The 21,178-nt window shown below is 49.8% G+C and carries 18 protein-coding genes, 1 pseudogene and 3 riboswitches; of the genes and pseudogenes, 8 read left to right on the top strand and 11 right to left on the bottom strand.

Annotated features, from left to right (window positions below; all coding sequences use genetic code 11):
* Positions 1 to 87: 87 nt before the first annotated feature.
* Positions 88 to 237, bottom strand: a complete 150-nt coding sequence (locus V7051_RS09620; protein WP_333874778.1) for a hypothetical protein — start codon at positions 235 to 237, stop codon at positions 88 to 90.
* 61 nt (positions 238 to 298) lie between these two features.
* On the opposite strand from V7051_RS09620, the gene smbP reads away from it, so the two are divergent.
* The 4 genes from smbP (at position 299) to rsfS (ending at position 3,212) form a co-directional block, all read left to right on the top strand.
* Positions 299 to 631 carry a small metal-binding protein SmbP gene (gene smbP, locus V7051_RS09615; protein WP_333874779.1) on the top strand — a complete coding sequence of 111 codons (333 nt, stop codon included), beginning with the start codon at positions 299 to 301 and terminating at the stop codon, positions 629 to 631.
* Between the two features lie 326 nt (positions 632 to 957).
* Positions 958 to 2,196, top strand: coding sequence for a glutamate-5-semialdehyde dehydrogenase (locus tag V7051_RS09610; protein WP_333874795.1), 1,239 nt, complete (start codon positions 958 to 960; stop codon positions 2,194 to 2,196).
* Positions 2,197 to 2,832, top strand: a complete 636-nt coding sequence (nadD, locus tag V7051_RS09605) for a nicotinate-nucleotide adenylyltransferase (RefSeq protein ID WP_333874780.1) — start codon at positions 2,197 to 2,199, stop codon at positions 2,830 to 2,832.
* 26 nt (positions 2,833 to 2,858) lie between these two features.
* On the top strand, positions 2,859 to 3,212 hold the full coding sequence (gene rsfS, locus V7051_RS09600; protein WP_333874781.1) for a ribosome silencing factor: 354 nt from the start codon (positions 2,859 to 2,861) through the stop codon (positions 3,210 to 3,212).
* 114 nt (positions 3,213 to 3,326) lie between these two features.
* On the opposite strand, the gene V7051_RS24655 is transcribed toward rsfS, so the two are convergent.
* The 8 genes and pseudogenes from V7051_RS24655 to V7051_RS09565 all read right to left on the bottom strand — a co-directional run bounded on the left by V7051_RS24655 (position 3,327) and on the right by V7051_RS09565 (position 8,471).
* Positions 3,327 to 3,623 carry a type II toxin-antitoxin system RelE/ParE family toxin gene (locus V7051_RS24655; protein WP_442919644.1) on the bottom strand — a complete coding sequence of 99 codons (297 nt, stop codon included), beginning with the start codon at positions 3,621 to 3,623 and terminating at the stop codon, positions 3,327 to 3,329.
* Positions 3,620 to 3,844 (bottom strand): addiction module protein, encoded by a 225-nt coding sequence (locus tag V7051_RS09590; RefSeq protein ID WP_333874783.1) that lies wholly within the window; start codon positions 3,842 to 3,844, stop codon positions 3,620 to 3,622. The genes V7051_RS24655 and V7051_RS09590 overlap by 4 nt, the downstream gene beginning before the upstream one ends.
* Before the next feature lie 101 nt (positions 3,845 to 3,945).
* On the bottom strand, positions 3,946 to 4,203 hold the full coding sequence (locus V7051_RS09585; RefSeq protein WP_333874784.1) for a DUF2442 domain-containing protein: 258 nt from the start codon (positions 4,201 to 4,203) through the stop codon (positions 3,946 to 3,948).
* Positions 4,200 to 4,457, bottom strand: a pseudogene (locus V7051_RS24650) (DUF4160 domain-containing protein). Before V7051_RS24650 ends, V7051_RS09585 begins: the two are co-directional and overlap by 4 nt.
* Positions 4,458 to 4,720: 263 nt before the next feature.
* Positions 4,721 to 5,257: a GNAT family N-acetyltransferase gene (locus V7051_RS09580; protein ID WP_334181138.1), complete on the bottom strand. Its 537-nt coding sequence runs from the start codon at positions 5,255 to 5,257 to the stop codon at positions 4,721 to 4,723.
* Positions 5,254 to 5,745 carry a GNAT family N-acetyltransferase gene (locus V7051_RS09575; RefSeq protein WP_333874786.1) on the bottom strand — a complete coding sequence of 164 codons (492 nt, stop codon included), beginning with the start codon at positions 5,743 to 5,745 and terminating at the stop codon, positions 5,254 to 5,256. Before V7051_RS09575 ends, V7051_RS09580 begins: the two co-directional genes overlap by 4 nt.
* Positions 5,746 to 6,052: 307 nt before the next feature.
* Positions 6,053 to 6,622, bottom strand: a complete 570-nt coding sequence (locus V7051_RS09570) for a hypothetical protein (RefSeq protein ID WP_333874787.1) — start codon at positions 6,620 to 6,622, stop codon at positions 6,053 to 6,055.
* 16 nt (positions 6,623 to 6,638) lie between these two features.
* Positions 6,639 to 8,471 carry a TonB-dependent receptor domain-containing protein gene (locus V7051_RS09565; protein ID WP_333874788.1) on the bottom strand — a complete coding sequence of 611 codons (1,833 nt, stop codon included), beginning with the start codon at positions 8,469 to 8,471 and terminating at the stop codon, positions 6,639 to 6,641.
* A 114-nt stretch (positions 8,472 to 8,585) separates the two neighbouring features.
* A riboswitch (cobalamin riboswitch) is annotated at positions 8,586 to 8,797 on the bottom strand.
* A 381-nt stretch (positions 8,798 to 9,178) separates the two neighbouring features.
* A riboswitch (cobalamin riboswitch) is annotated at positions 9,179 to 9,408 on the top strand.
* 197 nt (positions 9,409 to 9,605) lie between these two features.
* Here V7051_RS09565 and V7051_RS09560 point away from each other — a divergent pair.
* Both V7051_RS09560 and V7051_RS09555 read left to right on the top strand, forming a co-directional pair.
* Positions 9,606 to 12,437, top strand: coding sequence for a ribonucleoside-diphosphate reductase subunit alpha (locus V7051_RS09560; RefSeq protein ID WP_333874789.1), 2,832 nt, complete (start codon positions 9,606 to 9,608; stop codon positions 12,435 to 12,437).
* A gap of 22 nt (positions 12,438 to 12,459) precedes the next feature.
* Positions 12,460 to 13,584 carry a ribonucleotide-diphosphate reductase subunit beta gene (locus V7051_RS09555; protein WP_442919645.1) on the top strand — a complete coding sequence of 375 codons (1,125 nt, stop codon included), beginning with the start codon at positions 12,460 to 12,462 and terminating at the stop codon, positions 13,582 to 13,584.
* A 136-nt stretch (positions 13,585 to 13,720) separates the two neighbouring features.
* Here V7051_RS09555 and V7051_RS09550 read toward each other — a convergent pair whose 3' ends face one another.
* Positions 13,721 to 14,611 carry a LysR family transcriptional regulator gene (locus tag V7051_RS09550; protein ID WP_333874790.1) on the bottom strand — a complete coding sequence of 297 codons (891 nt, stop codon included), beginning with the start codon at positions 14,609 to 14,611 and terminating at the stop codon, positions 13,721 to 13,723.
* Between the two features lie 105 nt (positions 14,612 to 14,716).
* On the opposite strand from V7051_RS09550, the gene metE reads away from it, so the two are divergent.
* Positions 14,717 to 16,984, top strand: a complete 2,268-nt coding sequence (gene metE, locus V7051_RS09545; RefSeq protein WP_442919646.1) for a 5-methyltetrahydropteroyltriglutamate--homocysteine S-methyltransferase — start codon at positions 14,717 to 14,719, stop codon at positions 16,982 to 16,984.
* Positions 16,985 to 17,182: 198 nt separating this feature from the next.
* Here metE and V7051_RS09540 read toward each other — a convergent pair whose 3' ends face one another.
* Complete coding sequence (locus V7051_RS09540; RefSeq protein WP_333874792.1) at positions 17,183 to 19,900, bottom strand: TonB-dependent receptor domain-containing protein; 2,718 nt, start codon at positions 19,898 to 19,900, stop codon at positions 17,183 to 17,185.
* Between the two features lie 238 nt (positions 19,901 to 20,138).
* Positions 20,139 to 20,341, bottom strand: a riboswitch (cobalamin riboswitch).
* Positions 20,342 to 20,533: 192 nt separating this feature from the next.
* Between V7051_RS09540 and V7051_RS09535 the strand changes: the two genes are divergently transcribed.
* On the top strand, positions 20,534 to 21,178 hold a 645-nt coding region (locus V7051_RS09535; RefSeq protein WP_333874793.1), incomplete at its 3' end, for an HNH endonuclease.

Here is a 21,178-nt window from a genome sequence, read left to right as displayed (position 1 = left end):
TGATAATCGCAGAAACACATCCAATCCTAAAAAACAACTCACTTTAGGTTAAAAGTTTAAGTTCTTCATTAATACCCCGTTATTGAATTAAATAACATTTATCATCAAAGCATTAGGTAATTCTACTGATTGTATAAATAATTGACCTCTCTTATTCTGTTTCTGCTTTAAACGTACAACTGAATTTTTAGGTTGAACCGGTTTAGCATGCAATTGACAAGAAGTTTGGGCTTCCATGCTTTTATCGTTTGTTTCTCTTTCATAAAAATTATTATCTACACTAAATGAGGACAACATCATGAAAAAATTAGCATTCGCATGTGCAGGTTTATTGTTATTTTTAAGTACTGCTGTTTTCGCCGAGCCACACGCTGATCAAGCGTTGGAACACGCCAATGAGGCAGTGACGCAAGGTAAGGCGGGCAAGGCAGATGCTTTGGTCCAGCATTCAAAGTTGGCAATGGAACATACGTTGGCCGCCGAGATAGTAGCTAAGGGCGCACCTAAAAACCATTTAGGAGAAGCCGCCAAGGAACTGCAAGAATCCATTGATCATGGTAATTTGGGGCATGCGGATATAGCGACTAAACATGCTGAAGCAGCTGTAGAGCATATTAAAGCCGCTAAATAATAGATTCAATATGCTAAACAAAAGGGCGAAGTGTTTCGCCCTTTTTATTTTGAAGATAACTCAATAAATGTTGTCAAACTCAATATCTACTCCACTTGGTAAGTTCGTTAGTAAAAATGTACGGACGAAGTAAATTCACGTTCCGGCACAACATCAAAAATACGACCGATCAATCGATTGCCACTTAAACCCCTCATTCTATATCATAAACCTGTTTAATATCCGATAGTTGTTTCGTTTAAGTCTGTCAAAGATACTGATTAAACGGTATAATTGTGTTCAACATTCATCCAGTTAATGGGAACCTAGTGGATATTAAAGAATACATGCAAACACTTGGTCAACAGGCCAGGAAAGCCGGACGTGAAATAAGCCGTACCGAGTCGGGCAAGAAGAATCTGGCTTTGTTGAAAATCGCCGAAGCCATTGAAAACAGCCATGAGCTATTGATAGCGGAAAACCGCAAGGATTTGGATGCAGGCAAAAGTAATGGCCTGGATGCGGCTTTGCTGGACAGGCTGGAACTAAAATCATCCGGCATTCAGGCGATGGTTGAAGGCTTAAAACAGGTAGCCGCGTTACCCGATCCAGTCGGCGAAATCAGCGATTTAAGTTACCGGCCCAGCGGCATCCAAGTAGGCCAAATGCGCGTACCGTTGGGCGTGATCGGTATTATTTACGAATCCCGTCCTAATGTGACGGTCGATGCGGCGGCCTTGTGCCTTAAATCCGGGAATGCCTGTATTTTAAGAGGCGGCTCCGAAGCCATACATTCCAATCAAGCCATAGCAGCCTGTATTTCTCAAGGGCTGGAAGCGGCCGGTTTGCCGGTGGAAGCCGTACAAATAGTAGCAACGGCGGATCGTGCAGCGGTTGGCGAATTAATCACGATGGATCAGTACGTTGATGTGATCGTTCCGCGCGGTGGAAAAAGCTTGATCGAGCGTATTTCCAAAGACGCAACGATTCCAGTGATCAAACATCTGGATGGCATTTGCCATGTTTATATCGATGATAAAGCTAACATAGACAAGGCGGTCAAGATTGCCGTCAATGCCAAAACCCATCGCTACGGCGTTTGCAATGCAATGGAAACATTGCTGGTTGCCGAAAGCATTGCCGCCAAAGTATTGCCGCTGCTGGCGGAACAATACAGTGCAAAAGACGTCGAATTACGCGGCTGTCTTAAAACCTGCTCCTTGATTCCAAACTGCACCAGAGCCACAGAAGAAGATTGGAACACAGAATATCTGGCGCCGATTTTATCGATCAGGATTGTCGACGGCATCGATCAAGCCATGGAACATATCAATCAATACAGTTCCGGGCATACCGAAGCTATTGTGACCGAAGATTACACCTTGGCCCGCCGCTTTTTGCGGGAAGTCGATTCCAGTTCGGTGATGGTGAATGCCTCGACCCGTTTTGCCGACGGCTTTGAATACGGGTTGGGTGCCGAAATCGGCATCAGCACCGACAAGCTGCACGCCCGAGGACCTGTGGGTTTAAAAGGCCTGACCTCGTTAAAATACATCGTTCTGGGTGACGGCCATATCAGGCAATAGATGATCGGCATCTTCGGCGGTACCTTCGACCCGGTTCACTACGGACATCTGCGTTCGGCACTTGAAGTTAAAGACATTTTCGGACTGGATGAAGTCCGGTTGATTCCCTGCGCTAATCCGCCGCACCGCGAACAGCCTGCCGTAACCGCCGAAATGCGCTTGCAGATGTTGGAGCTGGCGATAAAAAGCCAGCCGGGGTTAAAGATCGATACCAGGGAACTGGATAGATACGATTTGCGTCAATTGCCGTCGTATATGGTCGACACGTTGGCATCTTTAAGACAGGAGTTTCCAGTCGAACCCTTATTGTTGTTTATCGGTACTGACGCATTCAAGCATTTAACCGGCTGGCATCAATGGCAGCGGTTATTCGACTATGCGCATATCGTGGTGATGACCCGGCCGGGCTTTGAATTACAACAACTCGATGATTTCTTTAAAGCCAGACTGGCAGGAGACATTAAAGAATTGACACAAGCTAGCGCAGGAAAATTATGCTTCCAGCAAGTCACTCAACTGGAGATTTCGGCGACGGCGATCAGGGACATAATTGCAAGAAAACAAAATCCGGGTTTTTTATTACCCGATGCTGTCATAGAATACATCAAGCAACACAAGCTTTACGAGACACATTGATCTCATTATTTACACTAGGAATTTGAATGCAAGCAGAAGATATTTTAAAAATTGTCCAGGATGTTTTGGATGAACGCAAAGGGCAACACATAACGACACTCGACGTCCGGGGCAAGACCAGTTTTACCGATTATATGGTCGTAGTCACCGGTACTTCGGATCGTCACCTGAAATCATTATGTGAATACGTATCGGAAAAGCTAAAAGAAAACGGCGTTAAACCTTTAGGCATGGAAGGCGATCTGGGTTCAGACTGGGTGTTACTGGATTTGGGCGACGTGATTGTCCATGCGATGAACGCCCAAGCCCGCGAGTTTTATCAGCTTGAGAAATTGTGGTCGGTTGAGGGTTCTAAAGAAGGTGAGCAGAAAGCGGGCTAATGCGGCAGGGCGGTTTCGCGTTAGCAAACCGCCAATCAACGCACAACGCCGATGACAGCCGTTCGCAGTTGCGGCGGATGCCCAGCGGCGAATCCACCCTACAAATCACCCGCCTTACAGCTTTCTGTCGCGCCAATAATCCGGTCGCCGACGATGCGGAGCAACAACTAAGACCTCAACATCAGCACCAACCAGCCGGTAGAGAATATTATACGGGAAGCCTGGAAGCCGATAACGCCTAATATCGGGTGGAAAATCAACCTTATAGCGGAGTGGGGCCGCACAAACCTTGGTCATTGCTGCATCGAAGGCTGCAAGATAACGCGCACCAAGGCCCGGCTGTCGAGATTCGTAATAGGTTACGTGTTCGAGGTGCTCAACTCGCGCCCTCGGGTTGAAGAAGTAACTCACTTAAGAAGTGCCTGAGCCTCTTGGCGCACTTGCTCGGCGGGAATGCGCTGAACTAACCCTTGGTCTAACTCGGAGGCACGATGTGCAGCCTCTTGAAACCAAAGCTGTTCAACTTCCGCTTCCGACAGGTCATCAAGGCTGGACAGTAATTGCTCAGCTAATTGAGCGCGCTCCTGGGGAGGAAGGGACAATGCTTGATGACGGATTGTTTCGATGTTCATTTGATCACCACTTGTTTAAAAACAGCGCTAACGTAAAGTTAGATTAAGTTCTTGTTACATGCGGCGCAACGGCTACCGCTATTGTGTCTTAGGAATTAAAACTAGGCGCTTTTCTGCCATTGTGCCGGAGAGTGAGCGATACCCAGCAAACCGTCAATGGATATATCTTCATCAATTAGCGGCCAGTAAATACCATAGCCGGAAGGCGAAATTTCGTAGTGGTTTAGTTCTTTCTCGCCAGCCTTGGCTAACAGAGGCGATATTTCCAATAAAACTTTGCTGATTGACTGACCGTCTACTTTCAGAGATAGCTTTCCACTTTCTATTTTGATTTCATCAAGTTGATGATAAGTATTCATGGGTATCTCCTGTTTTGGAATTCTTGCCATTGGTCTACGATATACTCAAAATGTTCGAATATTATTTTTCGGATCTGTCTTTTGTCTCGCGGTGACAGATTTAATGCGAAGGCTTCCTGAATGTCAAAATTTTCAACGTCTATCCAAAACTTGCATTCCTTGTCTCCGCTTTTTCAATGGATGTGTATGGGTTCATTCTCTTCATTTGCGTAGAAAAACAATCTCCATCCGAGAAGAATAAGTACAGTCGGCATTTGTTAAACTCCTAAGTGGTTACGAACTTTTTTACATCTCGAACGCCGCGGGTCGAGGTTTAGAAACCTTGTACACTGGATAAGTGTAACCGTTTAGCTCAGGCATTGCAGAAATGTTAAGGGCGGGGTTGAAACCCCGCCCTGCTTGAGGATCTAAAGAAGGCGAACAGAAAGCGGGTGATTTGTAGGGCGGTTTCGCTTTAGCAAACTGCCAATCGACGCACAATGCCGATGACAGCCGTTCGCAGTTGCGGCGATCCACCCTACAAATCACCCGGCTTACAGCTTTCTGCAACGTAGATACTCTGCTCCGCGCCGAAACGCGTGACTTGGCGAAGTTGGCGGAAGCCAAGACGCTCAAGCAGCCGGACTGATGAAATATTGGCCGTTTGCGTCTCGGCGACCACGCTCTGATGGCCCGCAACACCAAAGGCGTATGCCAGGACCTGCTGAACGGCGGCTGTGGCATATCCACGACCCCAGTGCTCTGGCAGGAAGAGGTAGGAAACCTCGAAGTCTTCGAGATCGTGGTGTCTATCAAGCAACACGACGCCAAGAAGAGAATTGGACTCCTCTGATGTTTGCCGTACTGCCCAAACCATGGCTGGCACGGCTTGCGTCAATAGCTCGCTGGCGCGCTGCTCTGCCACGGGAGCACTCAATGGGCCGCCCAGAAAAGAGCGAACAGCAGGATCGCTGAACAAACGAGCGACTTGCGATAAATCGGATGCTCGAATGGCATCAAGCGAGCAAGTGCCAGTTTCCATACTGCGTTTCATGCAACCAATGTCGAAAGTCACCGGAGTGCCGCTTGCGGCGCGTCCGGTGGACTGCTGGGTTGGGCGCTGATGCGGTAGCTATAGCCATGACGTTCGAAATCCAGTGATTCGTAGAATGCATGTGCCCGCTCACGCTTAAGGTTGGAGGAAAGTACCGCTTTGTAACAGCCCTTTTCTCCACATATCTGGAAGGCATATTTCATCATGAGCTTGCCCACTCCACGCCCTTGCCACTCGGGATCAACGGCAACATCCTCGATGATGGCCGAGGGGGTGCCCATGTGGGCCAGGTTGTTCATAATTAGCAGAGCGAAAGTGCCGACAACTCGTCCTTCACAGGACGCGATGTAGATTTTGTAGTCGGGGTAACCCGCGATGTGTTCAAAATGACGTTCTGCTTCAGGCAAAGGAAGCACTTTTCCATTATCGAGATCAGGCTGCGCATACAGGCGGAGCACCTCGGGAATATCTTCTTTGGAAGTTTCACGGCAGGAAACAGGTGAATCCATGTGTTTCTCCATACTATGCCCAACTAATATTAGACATCCTAATAGACGTAAAACATTGCGTCATTTGTTTGTCTAATAATTTTTAAAAATTAAAAATCATTGTTGTTTCATGCTATTGCGTAAATTTAGTTCGTCCTAAAATAAATCCAGGTGGCGGCACAAAAAAGTATGGGTAATTTGATCATGAATACTCACAACAAACAATGGTAATAAATCTGAACCCTAGACTCCGCAATCTTTTGGGCCTGATGTTGGGTTAACGACAATACTCTCGGGAGCGAGTCGTTAACCCAACCACGTGTTTATTTTAAATTTCCTCGTGTTTACTCGCCAAAGCAGGCAATGCCTTGACCAGCTTCATAACGCCATACCCCAAAACCGCATAGAGCAGGGCAGAGCTGACATAAGGCGGGTAATACTGAGCTACACGTGCAAGATACTGCCCCCAGGATAAATCCGGATAACGGCCTGAAAGCACATAAAAGCTGCCGTTTGAAATGACAAATGCAGCCGATACCGCCAGCGTCACCACACCAAACTGCGTTGCCAGTTCAGTTATTTTGAGCGATTTAAATGCCGAGCAGTAGCGGCCTGCAAACCACATAACCGCATAAGTAGGGATCAGGAAAACATAAGCAGGCGACACGCACCAGCTGCTGGTGCCGTTTGCGATGGCGATGGTGTCAATCAATCCCGCCATAACCAGCAAGAAGATGAACAGCGCCTTTTTACGGTAAAAACCGGCAAAGAAAAAAACCGCCAACGAGGCATCGGGCAGATGCAATACGTCGCCAAAGTGGTGAAAGCGCGTCAGCACCATCAGCGCGATCAACGGAATCGGTAAATACTCGACTTGCAGCCATTGTTTTATGTTCATGGTGTTTCTCCAAAGGTTAGTTGTTGTAGTGGATTGAAAGAAAGAAATTCCGCTCTGCGGTATTGTAAGTGTTAATGGTTTGATACTGTTTATCCAGCAGATTGTTTAATTTTGCGCTCAACATCCAGTTTTTATTTAAATGGTAGGCTGTACGTAAATCAACGGTCACATAACCGGCAACTTTGGTTTTGTTCAGCGCATCATCAAAACGGTCGGCTTGAGCCAACACCTTAGCGCCCAGATCGAACTGTCCGAACGAGCGTGATAAATCGTAAGATAAGGTTTTTTCCGCACGGCGCGGCAGTCGCATATTAGACTCCCGGTTTTTAGGGCTTAACAGGTTCATGTTCAACTTGCTGTTCCAGCCCATCAACTGGGTACCGATTTCAGCTTCAATGCCGTCAATTTGGGCCTTGCCGATATTTTCCGCGCTGGATAGAAAAGTTGCAGGATTCGTTACCGTCACGATCAAGTTATCGATATTGGTATGGTAACCGCGAACTTCCCATTGCAGCCAATCATGGTCACCGGCCAATCCCGCTTCGAAAGATGTTGATTGTTCGGCTTTCAGCGAGGGATTACCGAATCCCGGAAAATAGAGCTGGTTAAATGACGGCGCTTTGAAGGCATTGCCAAAGCTGGCAAATGGACTGATGCCGTACTTTCCGTTATAACGCCAGCCGAAATTGCCGGTCACCTGTTCGCCAAAGGCTTCGTTTTTATCCCCCCGTAACGATGCGTTGATAAAATGGTCGTCCAGAATGCGGCTGTGCAACTCGGTAAAAATGCCCGCATCATAACGGGAAGTTTCATTGTAGGCGGTTGAGCTGTCTACTTGATCCAGCCGGTAATCGGAGCCGATAACCAACTGGTGGGCGTCGGACAAGGCGACCTCGTTCAACCAGCTGGCATTCCACCGGGTACTGTTAAACTTACTGGAAAATGTTCCGTCGGGCGCAAAGTTATCGCCTTCGTCGCGGCTTTGTCCCAAGCGCAGTAGTGAACGCCAGCTATCGACAATGTTCATGCCGGCTGTCGTGCCGACGGTTTGTTCTACAAACTCCGTTTTATTTTGGAAAGTGCCGTCATATTCGTTTTTTCCCTCAGCCCGCATAAAAAACGCCTCAACTTCGGCATTGTTATCGAAACGATGGCCTAACCGGGCATTCAGTGCCGTATTCAGGTAACCGTCCTTGTCCGGCTGATTAACGCCGAACGGCCCCGGCGTCGGTTGCCGCGAATTAAATCCCTGAGAACCGAACTGCGATGAACTCAAGCTATACCAGCTGTTTTTCCATTGACCGCTGACAGAACCGGAAGCGCGGTAAGTATCGTAAGAGCCGCCGCCGGCATCCAAAGTGACGCTGGGCTTGTCTTCCTGTTTACCTTTACGGGTAAAAATCTGGATAACCCCGCCGATTGCTTCCGAACCGTAAAGGCTCGATTGAGGGCCGCGAATAATTTCCACCCGCTCGACCTGATCCAGAGGGATAAGTTGAAAAGGCGTGGTGCCGGAGGTAACGGAGCCGATTTTGATACCGTCAATCAGCACCAGTACATGATCGGAATTGGTTCCGCGCATGTAGATATTGGTATCTTTCCCGTAGCCGCCGCTTTCCACTATGTCGATGCCGGTAGTACCGCTTAATAGTTCCGGCAAGGTTTTAGCCTGAAGGCGTTCAATATCTTTCCGAGTATAGACGGTCGCCGCAGCCGCCAGCTGATTTTTAGCCGTCTCTGTACGGGTTGCGGTAACCACAATATCGGGAAGATTTTGCGGAGTTTCCTGCGCTTGTAACTGGCTATTAAAGCCCGTGATTAATAATGAGCCGAAGATGATTTTTTGCATGTGTGTCCTCTGCGCCGCCCGCGCATAATGGTTGTGAGTACACAACAGAGGACAATAGAAAACGAGAGATGACACGGAGCTATGCTTTCATTTTCGCAGACAGCCCTCCGCTGTACCGAATTAAACTCTCGGGCCGGTCTCCGGGCTTATAAGTGGCATTAACCTGAATCATCGCCTTCCCATGCGTGAACACAGTGGCATCTCGATGAAACTTTTACTTATATACCGTTGCGGGGGCAGCGTCGGATTTGGCCTAAACCTTACCGACTTCCCGTTTAACCATTGGGTCTGAAAAACCCTCCGGAACCTGAAAGCAGAGCGCAATTATAGGGAGTTATATCGATAAAGCAAATTTACCGGTAGTTCCCGATGCCGAAACTGATGGCTGCGTCCGATTCATCGAGTCTCGGTCAGTAAGCGTTTTATGAGCGGATCATGATCACAAAACATGTAACGCCTCTTTATCCTAAAAGGATTTCCGGGATAGAGTCCACTGTCTCAGCCTGTTATGAGCTTGCCGAACGGAATAAGCGGATTGCGTTGAGCGAAGCTTTTTTACTCGATATAAAGATAATGCCCGAGTATCCGGTTCTTACACAACCGCGGCCAGCTACCCTATATTCTTATACATACTATATATTGATATAAATATAAAAATAATATCAATATATAGTGTATTTTTTATTGACACAGATAAATTATCAATGCTATTTTAATCTCCATACGGTTCTCATGCTGACGTTTAAGCTGAGATAAAAGGGAATCCGGTGACAGATTAACAGACACAGTTATCTTAAAGCCGGAGCTGCCCCCGCAACTGTAATCGGAGAGTATGTTGTCAACCATGCCACTGAGTCATGAATAATATTGACTTGGGAAGGCCGACAACATGCGGAGACCCGAGAGCCAGGAGACCTGCCGTATATTTTTATTAACACGTTTGAGGCGGGGTGTCCTCGGCAGATGGAAAGGTCATTTTCTCGCATACCACCTTTCCGCCATGCTGGTCTTTAAGACTGGCGCACTGTTCAGTGCCGCTTTATGCATAAGTTTCGATAACTTACCGTGTCAAAGGGTTGCCGGATTGTCGCGTCTGTCCAAGCCATTCCCGCTCCTAATCTTAAGGAGCTATCCATGTACGATACTGTAATCCCTGCGCCGTCCGGCGTATTTCCAACCTCGAAGCCGCCTTCATCGAATTTACCTGTGCTGCAAGTGATTCGGCGCAATGGTGCGGCTGTCGCATTCAATCCTGAAAAAATATCCATTGCGATCAGCAAGGCGTTTTTGGCGGTAGAGCATGGTCAAACCGGCCTGTCCAGCCGGATGCGCGAACAGGTGACTGTGTTGACGCAGACGGTTGTCAGCGCATTGATGCGCCGCCTGCCTTCCGGCGGTTCGGTACATATAGAAGATATTCAGGACCAGGTTGAATTGGCGTTGATGCGCTCCGGCGAGCACGACGTTGCGAAAGCTTATGTGCTGTACCGGGAAAAACATGCCGCCGAGCGTGCCGGGCAAGCGCACGATACACCGCAATTGCATACTACGGTTGACGGCAACCGGCAGCCGTTGGATGTTGCCGGGCTGGTCGAAACGGTGACTGAAGCTTGTCTGGGCTTGGGCGCTGAAGTTAGCCCGAAAATCGTGGTGGAGCAGGCCGTTCGCGATTGTTATGACGGCATTCCGTTCAACGAAGTGCGCCGTGCGCTGATTCTTTCCGCCCGCAGCCTGATTGAGCGCGAACCGGCATACAATTATGTCACGGCGCGTTTGCTGCTGGATTCGATTCGTTTTGAAGTATTGGGCGAAAGCGTCAATCAGGCCGCGATGCAATCCGCTTATACCGGCTATTTTCCGCACTATATCAAGCTGGGCATTGAAGCGGGCCTGTTGGATCAGCGCCTGGCGCAGTTCGATTTGACCAAGATAGCCAATGCATTAACGGCTGACCGTGATTTCAAATTCGGCTATCTCGGCCTGCAAACGCTCTATGACCGCTATTTTTTGCATATCGAGGAACGGCGCATCGAGCTGCCGCAAATCTTCTTCATGCGCGTGGCGATGGGCTTGGCGATTAACGAGATTGACCGCGAACAGCGTGCCGTCGAGTTTTATAACCTGCTGTCGAGCTTCGATTTTATGAGTTCCACGCCGACCTTGTTTAACAGCGGCACCGTGCATGCGCAGCTTTCATCCTGCTATCTCAGCACGGTCAGCGACGATCTCGACGGCATTTATCAGGCCATCAAGGAAAACGCTTTATTGCAAAAATATGCCGGCGGCATAGGCAATGACTGGACGCCGGTCCGGGCATTAGGTTCACGGATCAAAGGCACCAACGGCAAGAGCCAGGGCGTAATTCCGTTCCTGAAAGTGGTCAACGATACCGCCATCGCGGTCAACCAGGGCGGCAAGCGCAAGGGCGCGGTCTGCGGCTATCTGGAGACCTGGCACCTGGACATCGAAGAATTCCTGGATTTGCGCAAAAACACCGGCGACGACCGCCGCCGCACCCACGACATGAACACCGCGCACTGGATTCCGGACCTGTTCATGCAGCGTGTTAGCGACAATACCGACTGGACCTTGTTTTCGCCATCGGATGTGCCGGATTTGCACGACAAGTTCGGCAACGCGTTTGCAACCGCTTATTGCGAGTACGAACGCCGCGCCGATCTCGGTGAAATCAAACAGTTCAAGCGTGTTCCGGCCTTGCAACTGTGGCGAAAAATGTTGTCGATGCTGTTCGAAACCGGCCATCCCTGGATTACCTTTAAGGATGCCTGCAATATCCGTTCACCGCAGCAGCATGCCGGCGTTATACATAGTTCTAACCTTTGCACCGAGATTACGCTGAATACCTCCGCGACTGAAATTGCGGTATGCAACCTGGGTTCGGTAAATTTAAGGGCGCATTTGAAAGAAGAAACCTGTACTGAGCACGGTCGAAGTAACGGCCGTCCGGTGATGGATCAAACCAAGCTTAAAGCCACGATCGCGACGGCCATGCGGATGTTGGATAACGTAATCGACATCAATTTCTATGCGGTCGGCAGTGCGCGCAATGCCAATTTCCGTCACCGGCCTGTCGGTTTGGGCATTATGGGCTTTCAGGATTGCCTGCATGCGATGCAAATTCCTTACGCTTCAACGGCGGCCGTCGAGTTCGCAGATAAAACGATGGAAGCTGTCTGTTATCACGCGTATTCGGCATCCAGCCGTTTAGCCGGGGAACGCGGCGCTTATTCCAGCTTTAAGGGCAGTTTGTGGGATCAAGGGATTTTGCCGCCGGATACCTTGAATCTATTGAGCGAAGCGCGCGGCGGGCAGTTGGACGTGGATCGCAGCAGCACGCTGGATTGGGATTCGTTGAGAACCCGCATTCAACAAGTCGGAATGCGCAACTCGAATTGCGTGGCGATTGCGCCGACAGCCACGATTGCCAATATCGTCGGCGTTTCCGCCGGCATCGAGCCCGACTACCAAAACCTGTATGTGAAATCCAATTTGTCCGGCGAGTTTACCGTGGTCAATGAAATGCTGGTTAACGACCTTAAGGCGCTGGATTTGTGGGATGAAGTGATGGTGGCCGACATCAAGTATTACGACGGCTCGCTGGCCCGGATAGAGCGCATTCCGGCCGAACTTAAACGGCTCTATGCCACCGCATTCGAGATCGATCCCGTCTGGCTGATAGAAGCCGCGGCCAGAAGGCAAAAATGGATAGACCAGGCGCAATCGCTGAATCTCTATGTTGCGGTTCCTTCTGGCAAAAAGTTGAATGACATTTATATGCTGGCCTGGCTACGCGGATTGAAAACCACCTATTACCTGCGTTCGCTGGCGGCAACATCGGCCGAGAAATCGACCGGGGCGGGCGGTGAACTCAATTCGGTTTCATCCGTCATGCCCGAGCCCAAGCAGTGCTTGATCGAGGATCCGGGCTGCGAAGCCTGCCAGTAACCCAAATTAACAAGGAAATGCCATGTTGTCATTTGAAGAAGTTTTTGTCGAAGATGAATCTCCAGCGCCGGAAGCCCGCGTTGCCAAAACCGTTTCGGAGCAGCCTGCGGCCAACCGGCCTTCTGCATCAGGCCGCGTTGACGCCAACGATAAGCGCGTAATCAACGGTCAAACCGACGTCAATCAATTGGTGCCGCTCAAATACCATTGGGCGTGGGATAAATACCTGGCGGGCTGCGCAAATCACTGGATGCCGCAGGAAGTCTCGATGAGCCGCGATATTGCGCAGTGGAAAGACAGCACTGCGCTGAGCGAAGACGAACGGTTGATCGTCAAGCGCAACCTCGGTTTTTTTACCACAGCGGATTCACTGGCCGCGAACAATATCGTGTTGGGCACCTATCGTCACATTACCGCACCGGAATGCCGTCAATACTTGTTGCGGCAAGGTTTTGAAGAAGCCATCCATACTCATGCCTACCAATATATTGTCGAAAGCCTGGGCCTGGATGAAAGCGAAATTTTTAATGCCTATCGGGAAATTCCAAGCATTCGGGATAAGGATGATTTCCTGATTCCGTTTATCAATACCTTGACTAATCCGGCCTTCAGAACCGGCACCTTAGCGGCGGATCAACAATTATTGCGTTCGCTGATTGTGTTTGCCTGCATCATGGAAGGCTTGTTTTTCTACGTGGGTTTTGTGCAGATTCTGGCGCTGGGGCGGCAGAACAAAATGCAGGGCTCGGCGGAGCAGTATCAATACATCCTGCGCGACGAGTCGTTGCATTGCAATTTCGGCGTCGATCTGATCAATACCATTAAACTTGAAAACCCGGACTTGTGGACCGATACGTTCTGCGATGAAATCAAGCTATTGATGCAGCAGGCCGTAGAACTGGAATACCGTTATGCCGAAGATACCATGCCGCGCGGCGTATTGGGCCTGAATGCCGCCATGTTCAAGGAATACCTGCGCTTTATCGCCAACCGCCGTTGTCAGCAAATCGGCCTGGACATGCTGTATCCGGGCGCCGCCAATCCTTTCCCGTGGATGAGCGAGATGATGGATCTCAAGAAAGAGAAAAACTTTTTTGAATCGCGGGTGACAGAGTATCAGACCGGCGGTGCGCTCAGTTGGGATTAAGCCATTTCGCCTCAGCTCTGTATCGATAAACGAGTGTAGGGCGTGCCGTGTCTTGGTAAAGTTAAGGCGCACACGGCACGCCCTACGGCGGATATTCCCGGCCTATCTAACGGCAGTGTATTACATCAATTAGAAGTTAAAGCACAATCGTCTTGGACTGCGCATGCTCGATCAGCCAATGGATATATTCCAGCTGCACGTCTTCGTGACGGGTTGCCAGATACATGGTTTTCGTCAACGGCAAGTCTTTAAACCTCAGGCTGACCACATCCGGATTTTTGGCTTTATCGGCCAATAACCATTCAGGCAGCAGGCACACGCCTCGTTGGCTGGCGGCCAGTTGCAGCATGATGTCGGTTTCTTCCACGGTGACATGGGCGAGCGGTTCGATTCCGGCGGGTTGCAGGACTTTCCTGAACATATCCAGGCGTTCGCGTTCGACCGGGTAAGTCAGAATGGTTTCCTGCCGCAGCTCGGACGGCGCAATAGGCTGACTTCCGGCAAGCCGGTGCTGCCGGGCAACAATCAGCACCAATTCAAAATCGAACAACGGCTGGTAATGCAGCACACCGTTAAACACCGGGTCGGAAGTCAACACCGCATCCAGCTTGTATTGTTGAATCGCCTCAAACGAATTAAACCGGTAGCGGGATGTCACTTCGATAGCCAGGTCCGGCCAGGCTTGCAGATAAGGCTGGAGAATGGTGCGAAACCATTCATAACAGGCGTGGCAATCGATGCCGATAATCAGTTTGCCGGTTTTTCCGGCGGCCAGCAGGCTCAGGTGCTGTTCGGCGGAGTCAACGGTGGCGATCACCGATTCGGCGACATCGGAAAGATAGTTGCCCGCCTGGGTCAGCACCAGGGTGCGCCCCTGTTTGCGCCAGAGCACGATGCCCAAGCGCTGTTCCAGATTTTTCATCTGGTGCGATAAAGCCGATTGGGTTAAATGCAGCGATTCCGATGCAGCATTCAAAGTGCCGCGTTGTTTAAGCGCCAATAGAATACGAAAGTGGATCAGTTCCATATCGATGAATTTTCCTCATGAAATAGTGAAAAACTATCAATATTTTTCACAAATAACAAGCCCTACAATGCTGTTCTTATTTTTAACTGATAGGGAGTAGTATTGATGATTAAGATTCATAACCTCGGTTTTCCCCGCTTGGGCGAAAACCGCGAGTTGAAATTTGCGCTGGAGCGCTATTGGCATGGCGAAATCGATTACGCGGCCTTGCAAGCGACCGCCACCGAACTGCGGCAACGCCATTGGCAACTGCAAGCCAATAACGGCCTGGATTTTATTCCGGTCGGTGATTTTTCCTATTACGACCAAGTCTTGGATACCAGCGTTATGCTCGGCGTTATTCCGGAGCGATTCGGCTCGGTTATCGATCTTGACAGTTATTTCAGAATGGCTAGAGGGCAGGGAAGCGACGGTCTTTCCTTTCGCGCCTGCGAAATGACCAAATGGTTTGATACCAACTACCATTACCTGGTGCCGGAAGTGACTGCGGATCAGCAATTTGCATTGTCCAGTTCAAAACTATTCGATGAAACCCGCGAGCTGCAAACATTGGGCTATCAGCCGAAACCGGTTTTACTGGGCCCTCTGACCTGGTTATGGCTGGCGAAAACGACCGGCGACTTCAATAAACTCGAGTTATTGGAGCGCTTGCTGCCGGTTTACGGCAACATCCTTCAGCGTTTGGCTTATCAAGGTGTGGAATGGGTCCAAATCGACGAGCCGATTCTGGTGCTTGATTTGCCTAATGCCTGGAAAAACGCATTTGAGCTGGTCTATAACCGGCTGCAAAGCTGTCCGGTTAAAATTCTTCTTGCCACTTATTTCGGCGAACTGGGCGAACATACTTCATTCACTTGCAAGCTGCCGGTCGCAGGTTTACATATCGACTTAGTCAGGGCGCCCGAACAGTTGACAGCCGTTTTAGACAACTTCGCCAATCACAAAGTGCTGTCATTGGGACTGATCGACGGACGCAATATCTGGCGGACCGATTTAAACGCCGCTTTGGCAACTGTTTCAACGGTACAAAAACGCTTTAAAGGCGAGCTTTGGCTGGCGCCTTCCTGTTCCTTGCTGCATGTGCCGATTGACCTGGAACACGAAAGCGCTTTAGATCCGGCGGTCAAATCCTGGCTGGCGTTCGCAAGACAAAAACTCAGGGAGTTGGAAGTCTTGCGTTTAGCGCTGGAAGAGCCGGAAGCGGCAGAACCCGATTTAATCGTATCGGAGAGCGCTGTCCGCTCGCGCCGTGAGTCCGGCTGGATTCATAATCCGGCGGTTCAAGCGCAACTCGCGAACATCGACGACTCGTTGATGCAACGCCGGAATCCCTTCCCGGTGCGGCGGGAGCAGCAACGGGCCAAACTCAACTTGCCCGCTTATCCGACCACGACCATCGGCTCGTTCCCGCAAACGCCGGAAATCCGCAAGGCACGCGCCGACTTTAAACGCGGTCTAATCACTGAAGCCGACTATGTTCGGCAAATGGAACAAACAATAGCGTTCTGCGTCAGGGAACAGGAAAGCCTGGGACTCGATGTGCTGGTGCATGGTGAAGGAGAACGCAACGACATGGTGGAATATTTCGGCGAACAACTGGACGGTTTTTTATTCACCGCCAACGGCTGGGTGCAGTCTTACGGTTCCCGTTGCGTCAAGCCCCCGATCATCTACGGCGATGTCAGTCGGCCCAAACCGATGACCGTGCGTTGGAGCCGGTACGCCCAATCGCTGACCGACAAACCGATGAAAGGCATGTTGACCGGTCCGGTAACAATCCTGAACTGGTCGTTCGTTCGGGATGACCAGCTACGGTCAATTACCGCTTATCAATTGGCCCTGGCGATACGCGAGGAAGTCAACGATTTGGAACGTGCCGGTATCCCGATTATCCAGATCGACGAAGCCGCTTTCCGGGAAGGCTTGCCGCCGCGTCAATCGCGTTGGCACGAGTATCTGGATTGGGCGGTGCGGGCTTTCCGGATTTGTTCCAGCGGCGTAAAAGACGGCACGCAAATTCATACGCACATGTGCTATTCGGAGTTCAATGACATTATTACATCTATTGCCGACATGGATGCCGATGTAATTACCATCGAAACCTCCCGTTCCAATATGGGGCTGCTGGATGCCTTCATCGATTTCAATTACCCGAATGAAATAGGACCCGGCGTCTACGACATACACAGTCCGAACGTGCCGACAACCGAAGACATGGTCGTTTTGCTGAAAAAAGCGGGGGAAAGAATAGAGTCCGGCAAGTTATGGGTCAATCCCGATTGCGGATTAAAAACCCGGCAGTGGCAAGAGGTTAGGCTGTCATTAGCCGGTATGATCGAAGCCGCCAAGACTTTAAGGTCGGCTTTAGGATAAGTTCAAACCGTTTATATGTAAAACTTGAATATGCCTCGTCCTGGCGTCGGGCATGAAGCTCAAGTCCTCCGGCGAAACCGGAGGGCTTGGCGTTTAACAGACGTATAAACAGTATAAAATTTCGTATCAGCCGTGTCTTCGCGGCGAATAGAAAATGTTAAAAGACTTTAACGAATGCCGTAAGGTTTCAAGAGCACGTTAGAATTTCGCCGTAAAACCTAAACGGAAACTGATCGGTTCGACCGGATGGAACACGTAATCGTTAACCCCGTCCCGGCTTTCGCCGGGCAGGCGGGACGCGTAGTAATAAGTAATGCCGGCGTCTTTACGGTTCAGCAGGTTAAAGGCTTCAGCCTGAACGCTCAGGTTCTTGTTTACTTCATAACCCAACATCGCGGATAGCAGCAGGGTTGGGGCTGAAAGAACGTCGCCGCTTTCATCCAACGCGCGAGGGCCGAAATAGCGTACCCGCGGTCCGCCGAAAAAGCCGCCCCACAGGTCGTGAAATGTCGCGCCCGATGCGATTACCGTTGCGACCGAGTTCGGTATGTAATTACCCATGTCTTCAACATTGTTTCGAAAGCGCGAATGGGAAAAACTCACGTCGGCATCGAAAGTCAGCCAGTCGGTTGGCGAATAGTAGTTGGCAAACTCAAGACCGTAGCGGCGGCTGGGCCGGCTGGCCTCCGTGGTTCCGGCATCGCCGACAAACAGCAGTTCCGAATCGATGTCCAGCCACCAGATCGCCAGCGTGCTTTGCAAACCTTTGATCCAGGTCGAGCGCACGCCTATTTCCGAACTGTATGTGCGCACCAGCGGGGTAGCGCGGGTAATAAGGTTGCCGTCGGCATCGGTTGCGCTGCCGGTGACCGGGTCGACACGCGTGGTCACGCCGCGGGCATCGTTGCTGTGATAACCGAGGCCGCCGTTCAGGTAAAACTCCGTGTCCGCCCAAGGACCGAAAACAATGCCCAGTTTGGGGCTGACCAAGCCGTCATAGCGTTCGCCGCTGTTTTGACTTCGGTTGCTTCTCACATCGAAGCGAAAACCGTCGAAACGCAGGCCCAGACTGGTGCGCAGCCAATCATTCCAATGCGTTTTATTTTCCGCATACGGACTAATGCTGGTTACCGTAATCGTGTCTTGCCGGGTAACGCCGTACTGCACTTGGGCGTGGGTTTGGGTTAAAGCGTTTTGAATATTGTCGTTACGAATTTGCAGGCCGAACGTGGTATCCGAATCGGCAGCGCCGATTTTATGGAATAGGGTATGGCTGCCTTTAAAACCTGTGGTCCAACGATCGTCGGGCTGGCCGAATTGGTCGCCGCAGCTATTGAACAGGCGGGGATCGAGCTGCCCGGCGTTTAAGCCCGCGCAACCGTCAGGATTAGTGAATTCGTTATTATCCAAAAAATAAGTAAAGTTCGAATACAGGTTCAGCTTGGAATATATCCCGTAAGCGATAAGCTTGGTTTCGCTGTCGGCATCCTGGCGATGCCATTCACCGGTCAGGCTGTAACGCTGGCTGTTGCCGCCGTCGGTCGGGTCGATGGCGTCGAACCGACCAATGAGCCCTTGATCGACTGCGCGTTGAGCAATCTGATCGGTGGACTTCCAATCGGATTGAGTAGCCATGCCGGTTATATTCCAGTCCCGATCGCCATGTTTTTCGCTATAACGCAACATGCCGTTAAATTTCAAATAATCATTGCCTACTGTCCACGGCCCGTTATTGTGTACCGTTTCTCCGGCATACAACAACACGCCGTCGCCCAGCTTTTGAGATCCAGCCGCCAAGCCTCGGTAATAATCGAAGCTGCCGCCGGTAAACTTGATAATATCTTGCGGCAGTTCTTTAAAATAATGGATATTCGCCGAACCGGTGCTGGAGAAATCCCCGTTTTCCGCATAGTTACCGCCTTTTTTAAATTCCAGCGTTTCTATTAATTCAGGAATCAGGAAGTTGGTGTCAGTCCAGCCTTGTCCGTGCGAATGGGATAGCTGGTTAACCGGTACGCCGTCAATTTGGGTCAGAAAGTCGGTGCCGTGATCCAGGTTAAATCCGCGCAAGAAATACTGGTTGGCTTTACCTTCGCCGCTGTGCTGAGTGGCGATCAGGCCGGGGACCGTTTCCAGCACTTCGGCCGGTCGGCTTATCGCCCGGTATTTAAGCTGGGCTTGGCCTATATTGCCTTGCGAGGCGCTGTCGGCAACGCCCACTTGGGAATCGCTCCGGCCGGTAATGATCATTTCATCAAGCGTCACAGATTTATTTTTATCGGTTTGCGATTCGGTTTTTACAGCGTCTTTAGCCGTATTTGCCGTCGAATCTTTCTTTTCCTGGGCATTAGCGTTGCTGCCGATCAAAAGAGCAAAGATCAAAACAGCCAGACGTGCTGTTAATATGCCTGCACAGTGTAATAACAAGGTTGCGGATACAAAGCCGACGGTGTACGAGGTCAGGCTTGCTGAGGCCGACATTTCCTGTCCATGGGCATAGCCGTGGAAAAAGGCGAAGAATGCCACGATCAACACATTGATTCGGGCGCTGAATCGTACTTTGCCGACGATAACCACACTAAATACCAGCCCGGAAAGAAGAATCATGATTTCCACGCTGGGAATAGCCAAGCTTGCTGCCGAGGCAAGCCCGCCAAGACTCATGACGCTGACAAACGCAAGCGGCAACATCCAGATGGCTTGTCCACGTAGTTGAGCCGCCCAAATACCTACCGCAACCATGGTGAGAAGATGATCCCATCCTTGCAGCGGATGAAGAAAACCATGACTCCAATCGCTATTAACGGCAAGAAGAAGTGTTGGAATTTTAAAGACTGAGCAAGAAAGTAATATGAATAATCCCAAGGAAAGAAGGCGCTTCTGCGGATTAAAACTAATGAGGGTTACATTTTTCATAGTATCTCTCTCGTTTTAATTTGTAAGGTTTCCTTAACAACGATATTGGGAATGTTTCGCGGAGTTTCCTGCGTGTGTAACTGGGTATCGGAACCAGTCAGTAATAATGAATCGAAGATGATTTTTTGCATGTGTATCCTCTTGCGCCTCCCGCGCATAATGGTTGATTTACACAACAGAGGACAAAAGAAAACGAGAGGAAGTGGTGCTGTCGTTTTCGCTGACAGCCCTCCGCTGTACCGAATTAAACTTTCGGGCCGGTCTCCGGGCTTATAAGTGGCGTTAACCTGAATCATCACCTTCCCATGCGTAAGCACAGTGGCATCTCGATGAAACTTTACTTATATACCGTTGCGGGGGCAGCGTCGGATTTGGATACCGACTTCCCGTTTAACCATTGGGTTTGAAAAACCCTCCGGAACCTGAAAGCTGGGATGATTATAAGGGGTGGAGTGGATAAAGCAAATTTGCTGGGATAGGGGATAGGTTTTGTGTAATTAGTTTTTTATCTAGAGAGGAATTGTTTATACTCAGGCGGCAATAAAAAACAGAGCGGTGTTAAGCAGTGTTCGAAATTTTGATATACACCATAAAGTGTTTATTTATAGATAATTGTAATTAGGAACCGATACCATGTCGATTGAAAACGATTTTCACGAAGCGATGCTAGAAATTTACCAGCAAGCCGGTAAAGAAGCTGGCTATTGGGCAAGACGTTTTTTACGGGCAGTAAAACAGCATGGTGGTTTAGAATATGCTCATCGTATGTTGTTGCCACGCAAAAACAACTCAATACAAAGTGGTCTTCAGGCTTTAATTGATGTGGGTCGTGTCGATATAAGTGTCGAAACTCTCGTTCTTCGGACAGAGTTTTCATCTCTCTTTTCCGATATTGAGCTTCAGGAAGCACGTAGGCGTTTAGATGGATTACCTGATTATGCGAAACGTAAAGACGTATCCCCTGATTTGGTATTTCCTGAAACGCTCCCACAAGGGCTTCCTTATATTGAGGGCGCGGTACGAAAAATAACAATTAACGCATATGAACGCGACCAAAATGCCCGTGCAGCTTGTCTTGCTAAACATGGTTATAGCTGTGCCGTATGCACTATGAACTTTAAGGATAAATACGGCTTCATGGGTGAAGGCTTTATTCATGTTCATCACAAAAAGCCACTTGCAACAATTCGCTCAGAATACAAATTAGACCCAGCAAAAGACTTAGTGCGTGTTTTAAAAGTCAGTCACAAAGTCGTCCGAGCATTAAATTTATCATTG

This window comes from Methylobacter sp. (assembly GCF_036845245.1).
Taxonomy (GTDB): Bacteria; Pseudomonadota; Gammaproteobacteria; order Methylococcales; family Methylomonadaceae; genus Methylobacter_A.
Note: the sequence above shows the minus strand (reverse complement) of the source record. Positions and strands in the feature narration are given on the sequence as shown.